This window comes from Blautia argi (genome assembly GCF_003287895.1).
Classification (GTDB): Bacteria; Bacillota; Clostridia; order Lachnospirales; family Lachnospiraceae; genus Blautia; species Blautia argi.
The window spans coordinates 1352472-1368767 of sequence record NZ_CP030280.1 but is presented as its reverse complement, the minus strand read 5'-3'; the positions used below and the strand labels follow the sequence as shown (position 1 = coordinate 1368767).

Below are 16296 nucleotides of genomic sequence, written 5' to 3'. Positions count from 1 at the left end.
AAATATAGCAAATCAAAAAGAAAGGTCTTTTAAAATTCTCTTTTTTATTTCCTAATTTTATCTTAAGATTTTCCCGGAAGTATAACCTGAAAAACCGTTTTCTCCTGTTGGCTTTCTGCTGTAATCGTTCCTCCATGAAGCTCGGCAATTTCCTTTGCAATGGCAAGACCAAGACCTGCTCCCCCGGTATTGCTTTTCCGCGCCTCGTCCATGCGGAAAAACTTCTGAAAAATCAAATCCAACTTTTGTCTGGGAATGGTTTTTCCGTAATCTTCAAAGGAGATCACCACCTGATTTTCCTGCTGTTCTCCCCTTACTACAATCTCTGTATCTGGATAACTGTAGGCAATGGCATTTTTTAACAGGTTATTAAACACACGCGCCAGCTTTTGAGGGTCTGCATACACGGTAAGCTCCTGAGGGAGTTCCAGACGAACCGTATTGTTTTTCGCTGACAAAAGGGGATAAAATTCTTCTGTCATCTGCATCATCATATAGGATACGTCCAGCTCCTCCTTTTCCAGTATCATTTCCTGCAGATTATAGCGGGTAATTTCAAAAAATTCTTCAATCAGACTGTCCAGACGCTCTGCCTTATCACAGGCAATGTGAACATACTTCTCTCTTTGTACCGCAGACATATCCGGCGCTTCCTTCAGAAGGGTCAGATATCCAAGCACAGAGGTCAGCGGCGTCTTCAAATCATGAGCCAGATAGGCGATCAAATCACTTTTCTTCCGTGCTTCGTCTTTCAGGCTTTGCTCTTTTTTTTCGATATCTGCCTTTATCTGCACCATTCTGGTACTGATTTGTGCATACTCCGGCGGAAAAATCTCTTCTGCCTCAAGCTCGCTGTGCATATACTGATGCAACTTTTCTCCTGCCTCTTTAATAACCTTCTGCGCCCTTCTTTTTCCGCCCAAATGAAAAGCTCCTATCAGAGAAAATACAAAAATCCACGCGAAAAGCAGACTGGCCTTTCCGAGAAACGCCTTCAAAGCCTTCCAGTCAATAGACTGTTCCACATAGGCCAGTCCTCCCTCTTCATTGTAAATCGTCTGTTCATAAACAAACTGATGAGAAAACCAGTCTACAAAAACGCCATTTAAAAATACATCTGCAAAATAGTTCAAAGCATAACAAACCAAAGGCACCAAAATACCTGCCAACAACAACTTCAGATAGAAAACACGTTTAGCTTTCAAGCTTATATCCACACCCCCAGACTGTTTTGATATACTTGGGTTTTTCAAAGGAATCCTGCATCTTTTCTCTCAAATGCCGAATATGAACCGTAATGGTATTATTATTTTTACTGTAATATTCGTCCTTCCAGATATGATGAAACAATTCCTCAGAACTGACAACTTCCCCTTTTTTCTCGCAGAGAAACGCCAGAATTTCAAATTCTGTAGGTGTTAGCGATAAGGGACGTTCATTTAAAATGCATTCCCTGGTTTTCTTATTCAGTACCAGTCCCTTGTGGGTCAGCACCTCCTCAGTTTCCTGAACGGACGGGCTGTTATAGCGCTTGTATCTGCGAAGCTGCGCTTTAATCCTCGCCACCAGTTCCAGCGGCAGAAAGGGCTTTGTCATATAATCATCAGCCCCCAACGCCAGCCCATTGATTTTATCCATTTCCTCTCCCTTTGCTGTAAGCATAATAATGGGATAATGGTACTTTTCCCGTATTTTCCGGCACAGAGTCAGACCGCTGATTCCCGGCATCATAATGTCCAGAACTGCCAAGTCCACAGGCTCTTTTTCAATACAGGAAAGAGCTTCCTGAGCATCATAAAATTTCAGCACCCGAAAGCCCTCATTCTGTAAATATACCTCTATTAAATCTGCAATTTCCTGTTCATCATCTGCAATTAATATTCTGTCATTCATAGCAATCCTTTTGTTCCAGTTCCTTTAAAAGCTGCATCATAGTTTTTCCAAGCAGCGGGTGCCTCTTATAAGGAGCAATGTCACACATAGGTTTTAAAACAAAATCCCGAAGAGGCATCTCTACATGAGGAATAACCAAATCCTCTGTTTCCAGAATTTCATCATCATACAGAAGAATATCCAGATCCAGAGTTCTGGGACCCCAGTGAATCAACCGTTCTCTGTGTGCATGCTGCTCAATCTCATGAAGTCTGTCCAGCAGTTCATGGGGAGAAAGCAGGGTTTTCAGCCGCAGACAAGCATTTAAGAAATCGTCCTGCTCTACGCCGCCGTATGGCTCTGTCACCAGATAAGGAGAAACTTTTTCCACCTGACAGTCCCTTCCGTTATCCAATTCTTTGATTGCCTGATTCAGATAGCCCTCTTTATCTCCCAGATTGGATCCAAGTCCCAAGTAAGCTGTGTGCCAGAAGCGGGTTACCTTTACGGAAACCGTTTCCAGAGGAAGTCCCACCGGCGCCCACGGCTTTTTCAGTTCCAGAGTCACGCCTTTTAAAAGGGGATAATGAAGCAAAACCTCTTCCGCCAAATCCTCTGCTGCCGCCTCAATCAACTTACGGGGGTGTTCCTTTGTATAGGCAGTCATAAAACTGCTGACTTCTCCGTAATGTACGGATTCTTCCAGGCAGTCGCTTTTTCCTGCTTTTCTGGTATTGGTATACATGGTAAGGGAAATCACAAATTTCTGTCCCAGACTGGTTTCTTCCGGAAATACGCCATGATTGGCGAAGACCTCCAGATTTTCAACGTGAATTTCATCGTATGGCAGATTTCTCATGGCTTACTTCCCTTCTCTTAAAATGGCCTGCGTCATGCGAATGGCTCTCAGATTTTCTTTTACATCATGTACACGGACAAACGCCGCCTTTTTCTGAACACCCAAAACCGTAGTCACTATTGTTCCTTCCACTCTCTCATCAGAAGGCAAATCCAGTGCGGTTCCAATTACAGATTTTCTGGAAGTAGCCAGTAAAACAGGATATCCCAGTTCTGCCAGGCGCTCCAGATGATGAATGATTATGAGATTATGCTCGTAAGTTTTTCCAAAGCCCACACCCGGGTCTAAAATAATTTTGTCATCTGCAATCCCTGCTTTTTTTGCAATGGCAAGAGAATCCCGCATATCCTGACACAAATCATCTAAGAAATTATCGTATTCGGCTTTTTCCCTATTGTGCATCAGACAACAAGGCACCTGATACCGGGCAATCAGTTCTGCCACTCTCTCGTCATATTTCAGCCCCCAGATATCATTTACAAGGTCTGCTCCCGCTTTCAGGGCTGCCTCTACCACATCGCCCTTGTAGCTGTCAATGGACACCGGAATATCAAACTCCCTTTTCACCATTTCAATCATTGGAACAACCCGGTCGATTTCCTCCTGAATGGAAATCTGGACATGTCCGGGACGGGTAGATTCTCCGCCGATATCAATAATAGACGCGCCCTCTGCAATCATATCTGCTGTATGTTTTTTTGCCTTTTCTATATCATTCCATTTTCCGCCGTCTGAGAAAGAATCCGGGGTTACATTGAGAATCCCCATAACAGAACAGTCATGCTCCACGTCAAACATACGGTTTCCGATTTTCATCATACAAACTTCCTCCTGTGCTTACACCTCTAAGGTAAGATTTTTCTTTTCTGTACTCCACTTGCACGTTCCCTGCGCTTTGCAAAAAAGACAGGCTCTGGACTTTTTATCTGCACGATATAAAAGCCCGGATAAAGAATTTTCTGACAGAATATCGGCTTTTCTGTGGCTGGAAATCGCTGCCAGAATTTCTCTCTCCTCTTCCTTGGTAAAGCCGCATTCCGGCAAAATTTTTTCAGCCAGAAGCACACTGCCCTTATCATGTGGAATCTGCTCGGTATATTCCAAAACTCTGCCAATATCATGCAAAAGCGCTGCTGCATAGAGAAGTTCTTTCTCTATTCCCAGCCCTTTTTCCAGATTTTCAATATAGGCAAGTCGCGCCACGTCCAGAAAATGCTCTGTATTGTGTCTGCAGAACACCCGCTTTTCCTCTAACTGAGAAATCTCTTCTACAGCCTGTTTCCAAAGCTTATGTTCGCAGATTTTATTGACCCGTTCCATACTTACCGTCTTTCCAGCATACGATAAAAGGTGTTCTGCAAGCTCTCGTTGTCATCAAACACACCTCTTGTCACAACAGTTACCGTCTTTGTCCCCGGCTTTTTAATGCCACGCATGGTCATACACATATGTTCTGCCTCAATCAGCACCATAACACCCTGGGGATTTAACTCCTCCATAAAAGCATCTGCCACCTGAGCAGTCAGACGCTCCTGAAGCTGAAAACGCTTTGCAAAAACCTCTACCGTTCTCGCCATTTTACTCAATCCCACAACCTCACCGTTTGGAATATAGGCAATGGCTGCTGTACCATAGAAAGGCAGCATATGATGTTCACAGAAGGAATAAAAGTGAATATCCTTTTCCAGAACCATATCATTATTATCTACATGAAACCTTTTTTTCAGATGCTTTGCCGCATCATCGGTATAGCCTGCTGCCAGTTCTTTATACATTCTGGCAATCCGATCCGGAGTTTCCAGAAGCCCCTCCCTGTTAATATCCTCTCCGATTCCCTCCAGAATCAGTCTTACACCCTGTTCAATTTTTTCTTTATCCATTTTATTCTTATTCATTTTCTTTACCCTCACCTGAAATTGCATTTACTGCGTCCTTTAAGAAGGACAGAGAACCAAAAATAATCACTGCATCGTCTTTCCCTGCATACTCCAGACTCTTTTTTACCGCTGCTGTAACACTGTCTGCCGCCTCTGCTGACGGATTGACTTTTTTCACGGCTGCACACAGCTCCTTTGCCGGCAACGCTCTTGGATTTCCCGGTGTTTCCACGGTTATAATGTGTTTTGCATAAGGCGCTGTCAGTTCAATAATCTTCTGATAATCCTTATCCCTAAACACACCAAAAACATAATACAAATTTTTCCCTTTAAAATATAACTCTATGGAACGCTGCAATTCCAGGGCTGCCGCAGGATTATGGGCGCCGTCAATAATCACGTCCGGTTCCTTTGCAACCCACGTAAATCTGCCTCTCCAGCAGGCCTTTTTCATTCCCGCATAGACCTGCGCATCAGAAAGGGAAAAGCCCAGTTTCCGTAAAGCCTCCACTGCCTCAAGAGCCAGCGCTGCGTTTTTCACCTGATAGCTTCCGGAAAGCGAAATTACCACCTCTTTCCATTTTCCATAGGTAAATCGCTGTTCTCCCAGTCCGTAGGAAACCTCTGTAATTCGATTTTCCCTGACGGTTCGCAAAGAACATTCCCGTGCCTTGCAGGCTTCTTCAATCACTCTTGCTGCCTCTTCCTTCTGACAGGCACTGACCACCTGGGTATGAGGTTTGATAATACCGGCTTTCTGGACAGCAATTTCTCCCAGTGTATTTCCCAGAAATTCCATATGATCCATACTAATGGAAGCAATGACCTCCAAAAGCGTGGTGGTAATCACATTGGTTGCATCTAAGGCTCCTCCAAGCCCGGTTTCCAACACTACCACATCACAATTTTTCTCTCTAAAATAGAGAAAAGCCAACGCAGTTTCCACTTCAAAAAGCGTAGGGGTTCCTGCATGGCGCTCTTCCATGTCCTTTACAGCCTGTGAAATTGCTGTAACATGACGGGCAAGCGCATCTTTTTCAATTTCTTTCTCATCGACCTGAATCCTCTCTCGATAAGAAAACAGTGTAGGGGATATGTATCTTCCTGTGCGATATCCCGCGCCGGACAGTATTGTTGAAAGATATGCCAGCACAGACCCTTTCCCATTTGTTCCGGAAATGTGAATAAACTTTAAATCCTCCTGGGGATTGCCGAGTCTGACCAGCAGCTCTCTCATATTCTCCAAGCCAAGTACACTTCCGTATTTGGAAATCTCGTCCAAATATACTCTTGCTTCTTCGTAATTCATATTACTCCTATCCGAGAAGGTTTCCCACCTCTTACTCTATTACATTCCCTATTATATCTCTTTTTTCCCCATATCTCAACGGGATATTTCAGCAAGTGCCTTTTTAAACTGATGGGCAAACAAAATCACAGTAAAGGTCACGGCAAGAATATCAGCAACCGGCTCTGCCATGTACACAGCTTTTGTCTTATCTGCGGTAAAAATCTGAGGCATCAGATAAATCAGAGGGATAAGAAGGACAAATTTTCTCATAACAGCTACAATGATAGAAGCTTTGGCATTTCCAATGGACATAAAAGTCATCTGACATGCCATTTGGATACCGAAGATAAACAGAGCAGCTACATAAATCCGCAGTGCGCTCTCTGTGAAATCCATAAGCGCTGTATCAGAGGTAAACAAACCGGCAAAGGCTCGCGGAAATAGCATAACCATTGCCCACAAAAGCACAGAATAGAGCAGGCTGACCTTCAAAAGCAATCCATATGCAGACTTCACACGTTTTTTATTCCGGGCGCCATAGTTGTAGCTAATAATGGGTTGCGCTCCCTGGCCAAGTCCCTGCAACGGCAACATGGCAAACTGCATAACACTGGTGAGAATGGTCATAGCGCCTACGGCAATATCTCCTCCGTAACCCTGCAAGGAAGAGTTAAAGCAGATAGAAATAATACTTTCACTTGCCTGCATAACAAAAACAGAAGAACCCAGGGCAATACATGGGAAAATAATGCTGCCCTTCAGCTTCAGATTCTTTGTCTGAATCCGCAGAAAGGTTTTTTTCCCAAAAAGGAAATGTAAAACCCAAACACAGGATAAACTCTGAGAAATAATGGTTGCAAGAGCTGCGCCTCTTACTCCCATGTTCATGCCAAAAATAAAAATCGGGTCTAATACAATATTTGCAACTGCACCAATCAGAACAGAAAGCATACCGGTTTTCGCAAACCCCTGTGCGGTAATAAAGGCATTCATCCCAAGGGTCAGCTGTACGAAAATCGTACCCACTGCGTAAATATTCATATAGCTGACTCCGTACTCAATGGTATCCTCACTCGCACCAAAGGCCATGAGAAAATCCCGGTTCCAAATCAGCAGCACGGCTGTCAGAATTACAGAAATAACAATTTGCAAAGTAAAACAGTTGCCCAGAATTTTTTCTGCAGATTCATTATCTCCTTTTCCCATAGCAATAGAAGCTCTTGGAGAACCGCCGTTTCCCACAAGGGCTGCAAAAGCCGCCACAATCATAATCAGGGGCATACACACACCCACCCCGGTCAGCGCCATGGCCCCTGCTTTTGGAATGTGTCCGATGTAAATACGGTCTACAATATTATACAGCATGTTAATAAGCTGTGCGGTAACGGTAGGAAGCGCCAGATTCAAAAGCAGCTTTCCCACCGGCTGCGTTCCCAGAAAATCCTTATCATTTTTCATCAAAATTCATTCCTTTCTCTATGTTCTTCATAAGCTGTCTGTTGATTTTTTCGTAAGTTTCTTTTTCCTGTTGGGTAAGACCCTGCAAAAGCTGTTCTTTAAAACTTTGATTTACTTTTTCAATCTCATTGCAGAGAGGAATTGCTGTTTCCTCCAGGGATAAATGAACCTTCCTGCGGTCTGTCCTGTCCGTATTTCGCCTCAGAAATCCCTTTTTCACCAGAAGCTCTACTCCCTGGGATACATTTCCCTTTGGGAGCATACGAAGTTCTACAATCTCAGCCGCTGTGTCTTTTCCCGGATTGTTGTACAGAAACCCGATAATCGTAATCTCTATCTGGGACAGTCCGTATTTTCCCCGAATACGCTCCAGATACTGCTCATACAGCTTTGTGATACCGCGCATAAGCAGACGCATATCCGTCGCTTCCAATTCCATTTTTTCATCTCCTTTCTCATTTTAATAGTTCTAAAAAAAACTGTTCTCCAAAGAACCATTATAGGCAATTTTCCTCCTTTGTCAAGAGGGGGACCGTCACATACAACAGCCCCCCTCTTTCAATAATTTTTATTCTTTTACAGTACGTTTAAATAAAATCCATGTAGCCACAAAATAGCACAGAAAAATCAATGCCATAACCGCAAAAACGGCTGCCACTTGTCCAAACAAAGTCAAAAAACCGATATAAGCCCGGATTTCTGTCTGATATGCCAGAAAAAGATAAGCGGAAAAAATCCCGGATACCAAAACAGCCATCCCTACCGGCAGTCCAAACCAAAGGCCCAACTGCTTTAAAATCAGGCTGTGTATACGCTTCCTTTCCACTCCCAGATTCCGCAGCACCTGAAAGCGAAAAGCATACTGTCCTGCATCGGAAAGCTGTAAAAGAGAGAGTATGGTAAAACAAATAACCAACAGCACCACGGCTCCATAAGTCATACCTGCCTGCAGTACGAAATTATAGCCTGTGATAACACCCGCCTCTTTTGTATTGGAATCCAGGTCAAAATGCATGCTCTCCTCTGCTTCCGGATACTGGTGATAAAACATCTTTTCCAGCTCCACCGCCACATCAAAGGGCAGAGGCTTTTCTGTCTGTATGACCCGAAATCCACTGACTTCTAATAATTGCCCGCAGATTTTATCCGGCAAAACATAAAGATAATCTGTATAGAGATTATAGACAGCTTCCCCCATGGAACGATGATAAATTCCTCCTGGTTTTAAGGAAAGAGTACCTCCATCTGTTTCAAGACGGGTCTGGTTTTTCAAAACTTCCGGCAGATTTTCTTCTCTGGAATTTTCCTGATACTGCACGGCAAACTCTCCCTCTTTTAAAGAAATTTCCTCTGCTCCCAGAATCCTACACAAATGATTGTAATCGGAAAGAGAAATCGCCGTTTCCGGAAACCCATATTTATTTCGATTGGAAAAATCTCCTCTTCTCGGCAAATAGGTGGAGAAGATGCAGTCATCTTTCACGAAAACGTCATGTTCCTTAAGAAAAGAGTCCACACAATCATACTCTTCTATCTGGAGTTCCGAAACCTCTGCGATGTCATGGTAGGTACTTGAAATTTCAATATCATAGACAGAACGCATGTGTAAATATCCTTCTGCCCAGCCCACCAGAAACGGAACCAGCAAAAACAAAATTACAGACGCCATCAAGGTAATAGAAATCAGGGTCAATGTAGCCGTTGTGCTTTTTAATCTGGATAATACCTGCCCAAAATAAAAAAGATTTTCTCCCTTATAACGAAGTTTCATAGATTTTTCTTTCAAAGCTGCAATGGCTCTGCCTATAAGATAAAAAAAGCTACCGATAAAGAAAATCAAATCCCAAATCAGAGAAAGCATATAAAAATTAAAGGCTTCTGCAGCTATGGGCATCAAAAATTTCATCTTCATCACAGGTAGACTGGCATACAAAACTACGCTTAAAAAAGTCAGAAACATCTGCAGCCCAAGAGTCTTCAGGAAATTCCTTTTCTTCCTTTGGAAAAACCACACCATCCACAAAAGGACACAGGCTCCCGGAACAAGGATACCGCTCCAGTAAACCACATGCAAAACCCAGGAATACCGACGGTCAAAATAATAATACATCTGTCGGATTCCATGTGTGGTAAGCCCTGTCTGCACCGCAAAATTGATTCCTGCCAAAACGTAAATCCATCTGCTTTTCGTCACCTTCTCCTCGTTTTTCCGCTGCGCTTTCAACATATCAATAATCTTAATTTTCCGTATAATCCGCACTTGAAAAAAACCGGTTAAGACAAAACAGAGAAGGAAAAAAACCACCGTAATTCCAATGGTATCGGGAAACAAAAGCCATGTGAACCGATATTCTTTCCCAAAAGCATTCATCAACATGGCGGTGATAAACTGGGAACACACTGCGCCTGCCAAAATTCCAAGTACCAGAGAACACAGTCCCATAATCAACGTTTCTCCGAAAAATAACCATGCAGTCACCCTCTGCTCCATGCCCATAATGGTCTGTACTGCAAATTCCTTCTGCCTGCGGCGTATCATAAAACGATTTACATACTGTATCAGTACCAAAAGCAACAAGGTGAGGGTAAAAACTGCCAGCTTCATTCCGTCGCTGACAATATCCAGATTATATTCTACACCTATATCCGGTTGATAATACTGACTACTTATGGAAAGAAAAGAGTAAAACATAGTGACACATAAGGTCAGGGTTACCATATAGATAAGATAGTCCTTAAAAGATCGTCTGGCGTTTCTCCAAATCAGCTTAATATACATCATGGTGACCGCCTCCCATCATGGTAAGTACACTTAAAATCTTCTCAAAAAAGTTCTGTCTGCCCACCTCTCCTCTGCGGATTTCTGTAAAGATTTCTCCGTCCCGCAAAAATAAAATCCTCTGTGCATAGCTGGCAGAAAAAGCGTCATGAGTTACCATAAGCACGGTAGTCTGAAGCTGTGTATGAATTCTTTCTATGGTTGCCAGAAGCATCTGCGCGGAGTGACTGTCAAGGCTCCCCGTAGGCTCATCGGCAAGAAGCAACTTGGGATTATTGACAATGGCTCTGGCACAGGCACAGCGCTGCTGCTGTCCTCCCGATACCTCATAGGGATACTTTGTCAGGATATCCTGAATGTTCAAAGCTTCTGCAATCTGTTGTACCTTCCCGTCTACCTTTAAGGCAGGAATCCGATTAATGGTAAGGGCAAGGGCAATATTTTCCCCAATGGTTAAGGTATCTAACAGGTTAAAATCCTGAAAAATAAAGCCCAGATTTTCCCTTCTGAAACGGGCAATTTCCTTTTCCTTAAGCTCTGTCACATCTGTTTTGTCCAGATAAATATGCCCTGCACTGACGGTATCTACTGTAGAAATGCAGTTTAAAAGTGTGGTTTTCCCGGAACCGCTGGCACCCATAATTCCTACAAACTCTCCCACCTCCACGGTAAAACTGATATCCCGGATTGCCTTTGTCAGATTTCCCTGATTTCCGTAGTATTTCTGGATATGATCCAATTTTAACAATTCTCTCATCATTCATCACCTCTCCTGTATTCTTTCCTTATTGTAGAGAAAAGTCCTTCTTTTTTGTATGTACTTCTCTTACAAAGTTCTAACAGAATTGTAAGAATTCTGAGGAATATAATCGTTTTTATGAAATCCGAAACTGATGTCTGTCCCCTCCTTATTGGAAGCCACAGACAGGGAAATATCCAGCTTTTCACACAGTCTTTTGCACAAATACAATCCGATTCCGGTGGCGTTTTGCCGCTCCCGCCCGTTTTTTCCTGTAAAACCTTTTTGAAAAATCCTGGGCAAATCCTCCGGCAAAATTCCGATTCCGTTATCCCTGATGTGCAAACTGACTCCGTCCTTTTCCGGTATGGTATAAAAAGAAATGATACAGGTTCTCTCCCTGCTTTTATATTTTACGGCATTGATAAGCAGTTGGCTTAGCATAAAACAGAGCCACTTCTCATCAGAAAAGACAAGACAAGATTCTCCCTCTACCTGTATCTGTACACGATTTTCCAATAGCAGATATTTGTTGTCCCCCACAGCCTTATGTACCACATCAAACACATTGATTTCCCGTATGGAATAATCCTGCTGTGTATACTCGCTTCTGGCATAATAAAGCGCCTCCTCCGTATAGCCCTGTACCCTCTCCAACTCCTTTAGAAGCTCCCGTTCTACCCTGGAACGATTGTTTTCACAGAGAAGCTTCATGGCAGTAATGGGAGTTTTCACCTCATGAATCCACTGTTCAATATACTCCCTGTATTCCCTTCTCTCTCTTTTTACCAGCCCAATCTCTTCCAACATAGACTTTTCCGCCAGCTTTAAAATCCGGTAATAGACAGCCTCCTCTGCCTTCTGGGGTCTGTCCATTATCTCCGGAAGCAAATACCGCTCTTTCATCTTTTCCGCCATGGAAAGAAGTCGGTCTGCCCTTCTCTTTTTCTGACAAAAGGTAAGAAGACTGCCTCCCAAAAGCATAAAACTCCAGACAAAAAGAATGAAAAAGATGGTATCATCTGTATTTCGATTGATCTTCAAAAAGAGTGCCAAAGCCGTCATGCCCACTGCATTTACAAGAAAAAAAGGAATTCTGTTTTTCCAGTATTGTATGGTATTCATATCTTATATCCCTGCCTGTGTCTGGTAACGATAAAATCCCGGAGTCCAAGCCCGGAGAGTTTTTCCCGGATACGGTTAATATTGACGCTTAAGGCATTGTCGTCCACATACAAACGGTTATCCCAAAGATATTCCACAATATCTGCTCTGGAACAGATTGCCCCTGCATGCTGAAACAGATAGTATAGAATTTTCAGTTCATTTTTTGTAAGTTCTGTCTTTTCTCCCTGCCAGGAAATACTGCTGTCCTCCAGATGAAGTGTAACTCCCTTATGGGTAAAGCAGGTTTCCTTCTCTCCTGCGTACGACCTTTTTAAAAGAGAATCTATCTTTGCCAGCAATATGGCTGTATTATACGGCTTTGTAAGAAAAGCATCCCCACCCAGAAGAATACTGTTGAGCTCGTCCATATCCGTACTGCAGCTTGTGACAAACACAATAGGAACCGATGAAAAACTGCGGATTTTTGCACAAATGGAAAATCCTCCTTCTGTCGGCAATTTAATATCCAGAAGGATTAAATGAGGCGAAAAATCCTTTACCAAATCCAGAGTGTGTCCAAAGTCTTCCACTGCCTGCACCTCATAGCCGTGCCCTGTTAAAAGCGCCTTTAATTCCTTTTGTATCACAGCGTCGTCTTCCACAATTAAAATTTTATACTTCATGCTTCTTCTCCTTTAAATTCTGATTTTTATTTTATCATTATGTCCCGGAAAATTGAAGCGTCTTTTTCCTGCCGGAATCCAAAAACACACAGGAAGCAGCCCTGTTTTTTGCATTTCCTGTGTGTTTTTTATATCATATCTTCTGTTTTTATTTTTCGCTTTAATTTTCCGGAAGCACAGCCTCCTGTGCTTCCCCTGCTTTTTCTCTCTTTTTATCAAGGCTTGCAAAAAATCCGGCAATTAAGGTTCCTGAAATAGAATGCCATACACAGGACACTGCACAAATAACTGCAGACTGCGGCGCACTGGCAAACTGGGCGGTTGTAGTTGCAAGGTTTGTGGCAAGACCTGCATTCTGCATACCTACTTCAATCGAAATGGTTCTCTTCTTGGCAGTGTTCATACCGGTCAGCTTTCCTGCACCATATCCCAACAGATAGCCCAATCCGTTATGAAGGAGTACTGCTGCAAAAATCACAACGCCTGAAGTAAAGAAATTTGCACCCTGAGAAGAAATCACACCGCCAACTACACAGGCCAGACCTAAAACCGCCACGCCCGGCATAATCTTCTGTATATTCTGAAAGGTCTTTTTCTTTCCCCAGAGATAATTAAGGAAAAATCCCACTGCAATGGGCAGAATCACTGTTTCGATAATGGATACAAACATAGGCAACCCTTTGATGCTGATTTTTGTTCCACTTGCTAAAAAAGAAACCAGAAGCGGGGTCATAATCGGAGAAAGCAGGGTAGATACTGTGGTCATTCCCACGGAAAATGCCACATCACCTCCGCACAGGTAGGACATAATATTTGAGGAAACTCCTCCCGGGCAGCAGCCTACTAAAATCAAGCCAAGGGCAATGGCATCCGGCAGATTTAAAACCCGGCTGATTCCAAATGCCAAAAACGGCATAATCAGATACTGTGCAACCGCACCAATGCAGATATCCAGTGGACGCTGCGCCAGGATTTTAAAATCCTGAGTGGTAAGGGTCAGTCCCATGCTGAACATAATGATTCCGATAATCATAGACTGACTGGTAAACTTATTTCCCACCATGTCCGTGAACAGCTGGTAATTCACCCAGCCCATAAGTCCGGGCAAAAGAAAGGTGACCACTGCAATGGCAATGACTACTGCCGAGGTGTAATCTGACAAAAATTTGCTGGCTTTTTGTAATGCTTTCATAAAGCTCCTCCTTCTTCTGTGCAAACACCTGAAAAAGTCTGTTCTACGACAAAAAGCCCCTTCCGGCTCTTGCCGAAAGGGACGAATAAAATCCGCGGTACCACCCTGATTCTGCAAATCTCTCTGCAGCGCTCACATACTTCATATGTTTTCCCTTTAACGGAGGATTCCGGCTGGACTTACTGTTGTTTCAGTCAGCTCCTTTGGGAGGATATTCACATTTCCCGCTATATCTGCTTTCACCAAACGCAGACTCTCTGAAATACCGTTCTGAAATATGACCTTGTTCCCTTCATTGGATTTTGGTGTTTTATCACATTAATTTGTTGTAATTGATTTAATTAATATTATAATCATGATTTTTCAAAAGTCAAGCACTTCTTACATTTTTTCTCTTTTAAAATTCTTTTTTCTCCATAATTTTTACGCTGATGCCATAGGAGATTCCGAGAAGCAGCAAAGAAACCAGGACACCGCCCAGAATATAGCCCCAAAGAGGAATTTGCGCCAATATGCCCAAAATACTTTTGATTATTTTGGAATCTACCGAAAGTCCGGTCAAACGGCTGACCAGAACTGCCAGCCCCATAATCGCTATAAACACCACAAAAGTAAAAATCCTGCCTTTTTCGGTTCCAAATTTCAGTTGTATGGGAAGAATGACAGAAAGAAACAAAACAATCACCCCGGCAATGGCCGCTCCCTGTAAAAAATAGACTTCCGCTATAAAATCTGACATAAAAAATCCTGCTGCCAGACCCAAAAGCTGACAAAGCACCAGAGTTCCCAGTCCCAAAAGCAAACCGCAGACATATTTTTCTTTGGCATAGTCTTTTCTGCTAACCGGCAATGTCATTAAAAAAGAAATACTGTTGTCAATTTCATCGTAGCTTACGGTAGAAATGGTAAAAAAGCAGATAACAAAAGGCAGGTAGGTAGTTAAAAACCCAATGTTTCCTGAAGTCAAAACAGGAACTGCCGCAATCAGAATCACCAGCAGCAAAAATTTCTTCTGACCCTTCATAAGCGCCAAATCCTTTAATAACAATCCTCTCATATTTTTTCTCCTTTCACAAGCATGGTAATCACCTCGTCTACACTGCCTTTTTCCAGAGTCAGTTCCGGATAATTTTCCAGATAAAACTGCTTTTCCTTTGTCAGGCAGCGATATCCGTAGTTTTCCTCTATTTTCCCCAAAAGATACTGCTTTTCCATGGCATCAAACTGGCTTTTTGTCACCTTTAAAATTCCATACTGTCCAAGCAGGATATCCATTTCTTCATGCAGCACAATGTGCCCTTTTTCTATCATATATAAATCGTCACACAGTCCTTCTAAATCTGTAGAAATATGAGAACTGATTAAAATACTTCTCTCCTCGTTTTCTTCCATATAGGAGCGAAGCATATCCAGAAGTTCCTCTCTGGCAAGCACATCAAGCCCTGTGGTCGGTTCGTCCAAAAGCAGCAAATCCGCTTTATGAGTAATGGCAGCCAGAATCTTTGTCTTTGCCAGCATACCTGTGGAAAATTCCTTCAGTTTTTTATCCAAAGGCAGATGATAGCGGCTGCAGTATTCCCGGAACATCTCTCTGTCAAACCGGGTATACATACGGGAAAGGACCCCTTCCATATCCCGGAGGGTCAAATAAGTGTTAAAGCCTGCATTTGCCAGAACAACTCCCAGCTTCTCCCTGTCTTTTGCCTCCCATGTGCAAATGTCCTTTCCACAGACTTCTACAGAGCCTTTCTCTGTGGTAATCAGACCTAAAATGGCTTTAAAGGTCGTGCTTTTCCCTGCTCCATTGGAACCAACCAGGCCGGTAATACAGCCTGCCGGAACTTCCAGGGACAGATTCAGTTCAAAATTGCCATAGGATTTTCTTAAATCTTTGATTTTCAGCATGTATTATTCCTCCATAATCAAGTCAAAAACAACCCGGATATCTTCCTCTGCCATACCGTATCTCCTTGCTTTGCCAATGACACGCTCAAACTCTGCTTCTATCTCCTTTTGCTGTTCCTGCAGCTTGGCGTCACGATTGGCTTCTGCCACATATGTGCCTTTTCCATGTACAGTAATGGTGAAACCTTCTGCTTCCAGAGCATCGTATGCTTTTTTTACAGTCAGTGCGCTGATTTTCAATTCCTTTGCCAGAACGCGTACAGAGGGAAGTCCTTCTCCCGGTTTTAACTCTTCATTTAAAATCATTGTTTTTATCTGGTCCACGAGCTGCTCATAAATGGGAACCATAGATGAGTGGTTGATTATAATCTGCATGGTTTTCCTCCTCTTGCAAACAGTATATAACAGCATAAAACTGTTGTCAACTGTTTTATGCTGTTATATACTGTTTTTTCAACAACCTAAAAAGAAAACCGCTGCAAGACAGCTTCCTGTCTGTACAGCGGTTTTCCCTGCAAAGTCTGCAGTTCTGTT

General features: G+C 42.9%; 17 protein-coding genes and 1 other annotated feature. All 17 genes read right to left on the bottom strand.

The genetic code is table 11. The annotated features are described in order from the left end of the window. Positions 1-62: 62 nt before the first annotated feature. Positions 63-1205 (bottom strand): sensor histidine kinase, encoded by a 1143-nt coding sequence (locus DQQ01_RS06715; protein WP_242980650.1) that lies wholly within the window; start codon positions 1203-1205, stop codon positions 63-65. Beyond that, positions 1195-1893, bottom strand: a complete 699-nt coding sequence (gene vanR / locus DQQ01_RS06710; protein ID WP_111919425.1) for a VanR-ABDEGLN family response regulator transcription factor — start codon at positions 1891-1893, stop codon at positions 1195-1197. Before vanR ends, DQQ01_RS06715 begins: the two co-directional genes overlap by 11 nt. Beyond that, positions 1886-2731, bottom strand: coding sequence for a 2-amino-4-hydroxy-6-hydroxymethyldihydropteridine diphosphokinase (folK, locus tag DQQ01_RS06705; protein ID WP_111919424.1), 846 nt, complete (start codon positions 2729-2731; stop codon positions 1886-1888). The genes vanR and folK overlap by 8 nt, the downstream gene beginning before the upstream one ends. A 3-nt stretch (positions 2732-2734) precedes the next feature. Next, the gene (gene folP, locus DQQ01_RS06700; protein WP_199798000.1) at positions 2735-3547 is read right to left on the bottom strand and encodes a dihydropteroate synthase; all 813 of its coding nucleotides are present in this window, start codon (positions 3545-3547) and stop codon (positions 2735-2737) included. Positions 3548-3568: 21 nt separating this feature from the next. Then, on the bottom strand, positions 3569-4051 hold the full coding sequence (locus DQQ01_RS06695) for an HD domain-containing protein (protein WP_111919422.1): 483 nt from the start codon (positions 4049-4051) through the stop codon (positions 3569-3571). 2 nt (positions 4052-4053) lie between these two features. Further along, positions 4054-4611 carry a GTP cyclohydrolase I FolE gene (folE, locus tag DQQ01_RS06690; RefSeq protein ID WP_207657644.1) on the bottom strand — a complete coding sequence of 186 codons (558 nt, stop codon included), beginning with the start codon at positions 4609-4611 and terminating at the stop codon, positions 4054-4056. Positions 4612-4618: 7 nt separating this feature from the next. After that, positions 4619-5917, bottom strand: coding sequence for a bifunctional folylpolyglutamate synthase/dihydrofolate synthase (locus tag DQQ01_RS06685; protein ID WP_111919420.1), 1299 nt, complete (start codon positions 5915-5917; stop codon positions 4619-4621). Positions 5918-5992: 75 nt separating this feature from the next. Then, positions 5993-7357, bottom strand: coding sequence for an MATE family efflux transporter (locus tag DQQ01_RS06680; protein WP_111919419.1), 1365 nt, complete (start codon positions 7355-7357; stop codon positions 5993-5995). Further along, positions 7347-7796, bottom strand: a complete 450-nt coding sequence (locus tag DQQ01_RS06675) for a MarR family winged helix-turn-helix transcriptional regulator (protein WP_242980649.1) — start codon at positions 7794-7796, stop codon at positions 7347-7349. Before DQQ01_RS06675 ends, DQQ01_RS06680 begins: the two co-directional genes overlap by 11 nt. A 129-nt stretch (positions 7797-7925) precedes the next feature. Beyond that, positions 7926-10139, bottom strand: coding sequence for an FtsX-like permease family protein (locus DQQ01_RS06670; RefSeq protein ID WP_111919418.1), 2214 nt, complete (start codon positions 10137-10139; stop codon positions 7926-7928). Next, on the bottom strand, positions 10126-10893 hold the full coding sequence (locus DQQ01_RS06665) for an ABC transporter ATP-binding protein (protein WP_111920855.1): 768 nt from the start codon (positions 10891-10893) through the stop codon (positions 10126-10128). Before DQQ01_RS06665 ends, DQQ01_RS06670 begins: the two co-directional genes overlap by 14 nt. A 69-nt stretch (positions 10894-10962) precedes the next feature. After that, positions 10963-12000: a sensor histidine kinase gene (locus DQQ01_RS06660; RefSeq protein WP_111919417.1), complete on the bottom strand. Its 1038-nt coding sequence runs from the start codon at positions 11998-12000 to the stop codon at positions 10963-10965. Further along, positions 11997-12665 carry a response regulator transcription factor gene (locus DQQ01_RS06655; RefSeq protein ID WP_111919416.1) on the bottom strand — a complete coding sequence of 223 codons (669 nt, stop codon included), beginning with the start codon at positions 12663-12665 and terminating at the stop codon, positions 11997-11999. Before DQQ01_RS06655 ends, DQQ01_RS06660 begins: the two co-directional genes overlap by 4 nt. Before the next feature lie 160 nt (positions 12666-12825). Next, entirely contained in the window at positions 12826-13857 is a 1032-nt protein-coding gene (locus DQQ01_RS06650; protein ID WP_111919415.1) for a bile acid:sodium symporter family protein, read from the bottom strand. A gap of 74 nt (positions 13858-13931) precedes the next feature. Next, positions 13932-14162 (bottom strand) — a binding site (T-box leader). Between the two features lie 92 nt (positions 14163-14254). Continuing rightward, positions 14255-14914, bottom strand: a complete 660-nt coding sequence (locus tag DQQ01_RS06645) for an ABC-2 transporter permease (protein WP_111919414.1) — start codon at positions 14912-14914, stop codon at positions 14255-14257. Next, positions 14911-15762 (bottom strand): ABC transporter ATP-binding protein, encoded by an 852-nt coding sequence (locus DQQ01_RS06640; RefSeq protein ID WP_111919413.1) that lies wholly within the window; start codon positions 15760-15762, stop codon positions 14911-14913. The genes DQQ01_RS06645 and DQQ01_RS06640 overlap by 4 nt, the downstream gene beginning before the upstream one ends. Before the next feature lie 3 nt (positions 15763-15765). Further along, positions 15766-16137 carry a GntR family transcriptional regulator gene (locus tag DQQ01_RS06635; protein WP_111919412.1) on the bottom strand — a complete coding sequence of 124 codons (372 nt, stop codon included), beginning with the start codon at positions 16135-16137 and terminating at the stop codon, positions 15766-15768. Between the last annotated feature and the right edge of the window lie 159 nt (positions 16138-16296).

Excerpts from the sequence above, each read along its gene's own strand:
- vanR (WP_111919425.1), bottom strand. The coding sequence starts at position 1,893 with ATGAATGACAGAATATTAATTGCAGATGATGAACAGGAAATTGCAGAT.
- folK (WP_111919424.1), bottom strand. The coding sequence starts at position 2,731 with ATGAGAAATCTGCCATACGATGAAATTCACGTTGAAAATCTGGAGGTC.
- folP (WP_199798000.1), bottom strand. The coding sequence starts at position 3,547 with ATGAAAATCGGAAACCGTATGTTTGACGTGGAGCATGACTGTTCTGTT.
- DQQ01_RS06695 (WP_111919422.1), bottom strand. The coding sequence starts at position 4,051 with ATGGAACGGGTCAATAAAATCTGCGAACATAAGCTTTGGAAACAGGCT.
- folE (WP_207657644.1), bottom strand. The coding sequence starts at position 4,611 with ATGGATAAAGAAAAAATTGAACAGGGTGTAAGACTGATTCTGGAGGGA.
- DQQ01_RS06685 (WP_111919420.1), bottom strand. The coding sequence starts at position 5,917 with ATGAATTACGAAGAAGCAAGAGTATATTTGGACGAGATTTCCAAATAC.
- DQQ01_RS06680 (WP_111919419.1), bottom strand. The coding sequence starts at position 7,357 with ATGAAAAATGATAAGGATTTTCTGGGAACGCAGCCGGTGGGAAAGCTG.
- DQQ01_RS06675 (WP_242980649.1), bottom strand. The coding sequence starts at position 7,796 with ATGGAATTGGAAGCGACGGATATGCGTCTGCTTATGCGCGGTATCACA.
- DQQ01_RS06670 (WP_111919418.1), bottom strand. The coding sequence starts at position 10,139 with ATGATGTATATTAAGCTGATTTGGAGAAACGCCAGACGATCTTTTAAG.
- DQQ01_RS06665 (WP_111920855.1), bottom strand. The coding sequence starts at position 10,893 with ATGAGAGAATTGTTAAAATTGGATCATATCCAGAAATACTACGGAAAT.
- DQQ01_RS06660 (WP_111919417.1), bottom strand. The coding sequence starts at position 12,000 with ATGAATACCATACAATACTGGAAAAACAGAATTCCTTTTTTTCTTGTA.
- DQQ01_RS06655 (WP_111919416.1), bottom strand. The coding sequence starts at position 12,665 with ATGAAGTATAAAATTTTAATTGTGGAAGACGACGCTGTGATACAAAAG.
- DQQ01_RS06650 (WP_111919415.1), bottom strand. The coding sequence starts at position 13,857 with ATGAAAGCATTACAAAAAGCCAGCAAATTTTTGTCAGATTACACCTCG.
- DQQ01_RS06645 (WP_111919414.1), bottom strand. The coding sequence starts at position 14,914 with ATGAGAGGATTGTTATTAAAGGATTTGGCGCTTATGAAGGGTCAGAAG.
- DQQ01_RS06640 (WP_111919413.1), bottom strand. The coding sequence starts at position 15,762 with ATGCTGAAAATCAAAGATTTAAGAAAATCCTATGGCAATTTTGAACTG.
- DQQ01_RS06635 (WP_111919412.1), bottom strand. The coding sequence starts at position 16,137 with ATGCAGATTATAATCAACCACTCATCTATGGTTCCCATTTATGAGCAG.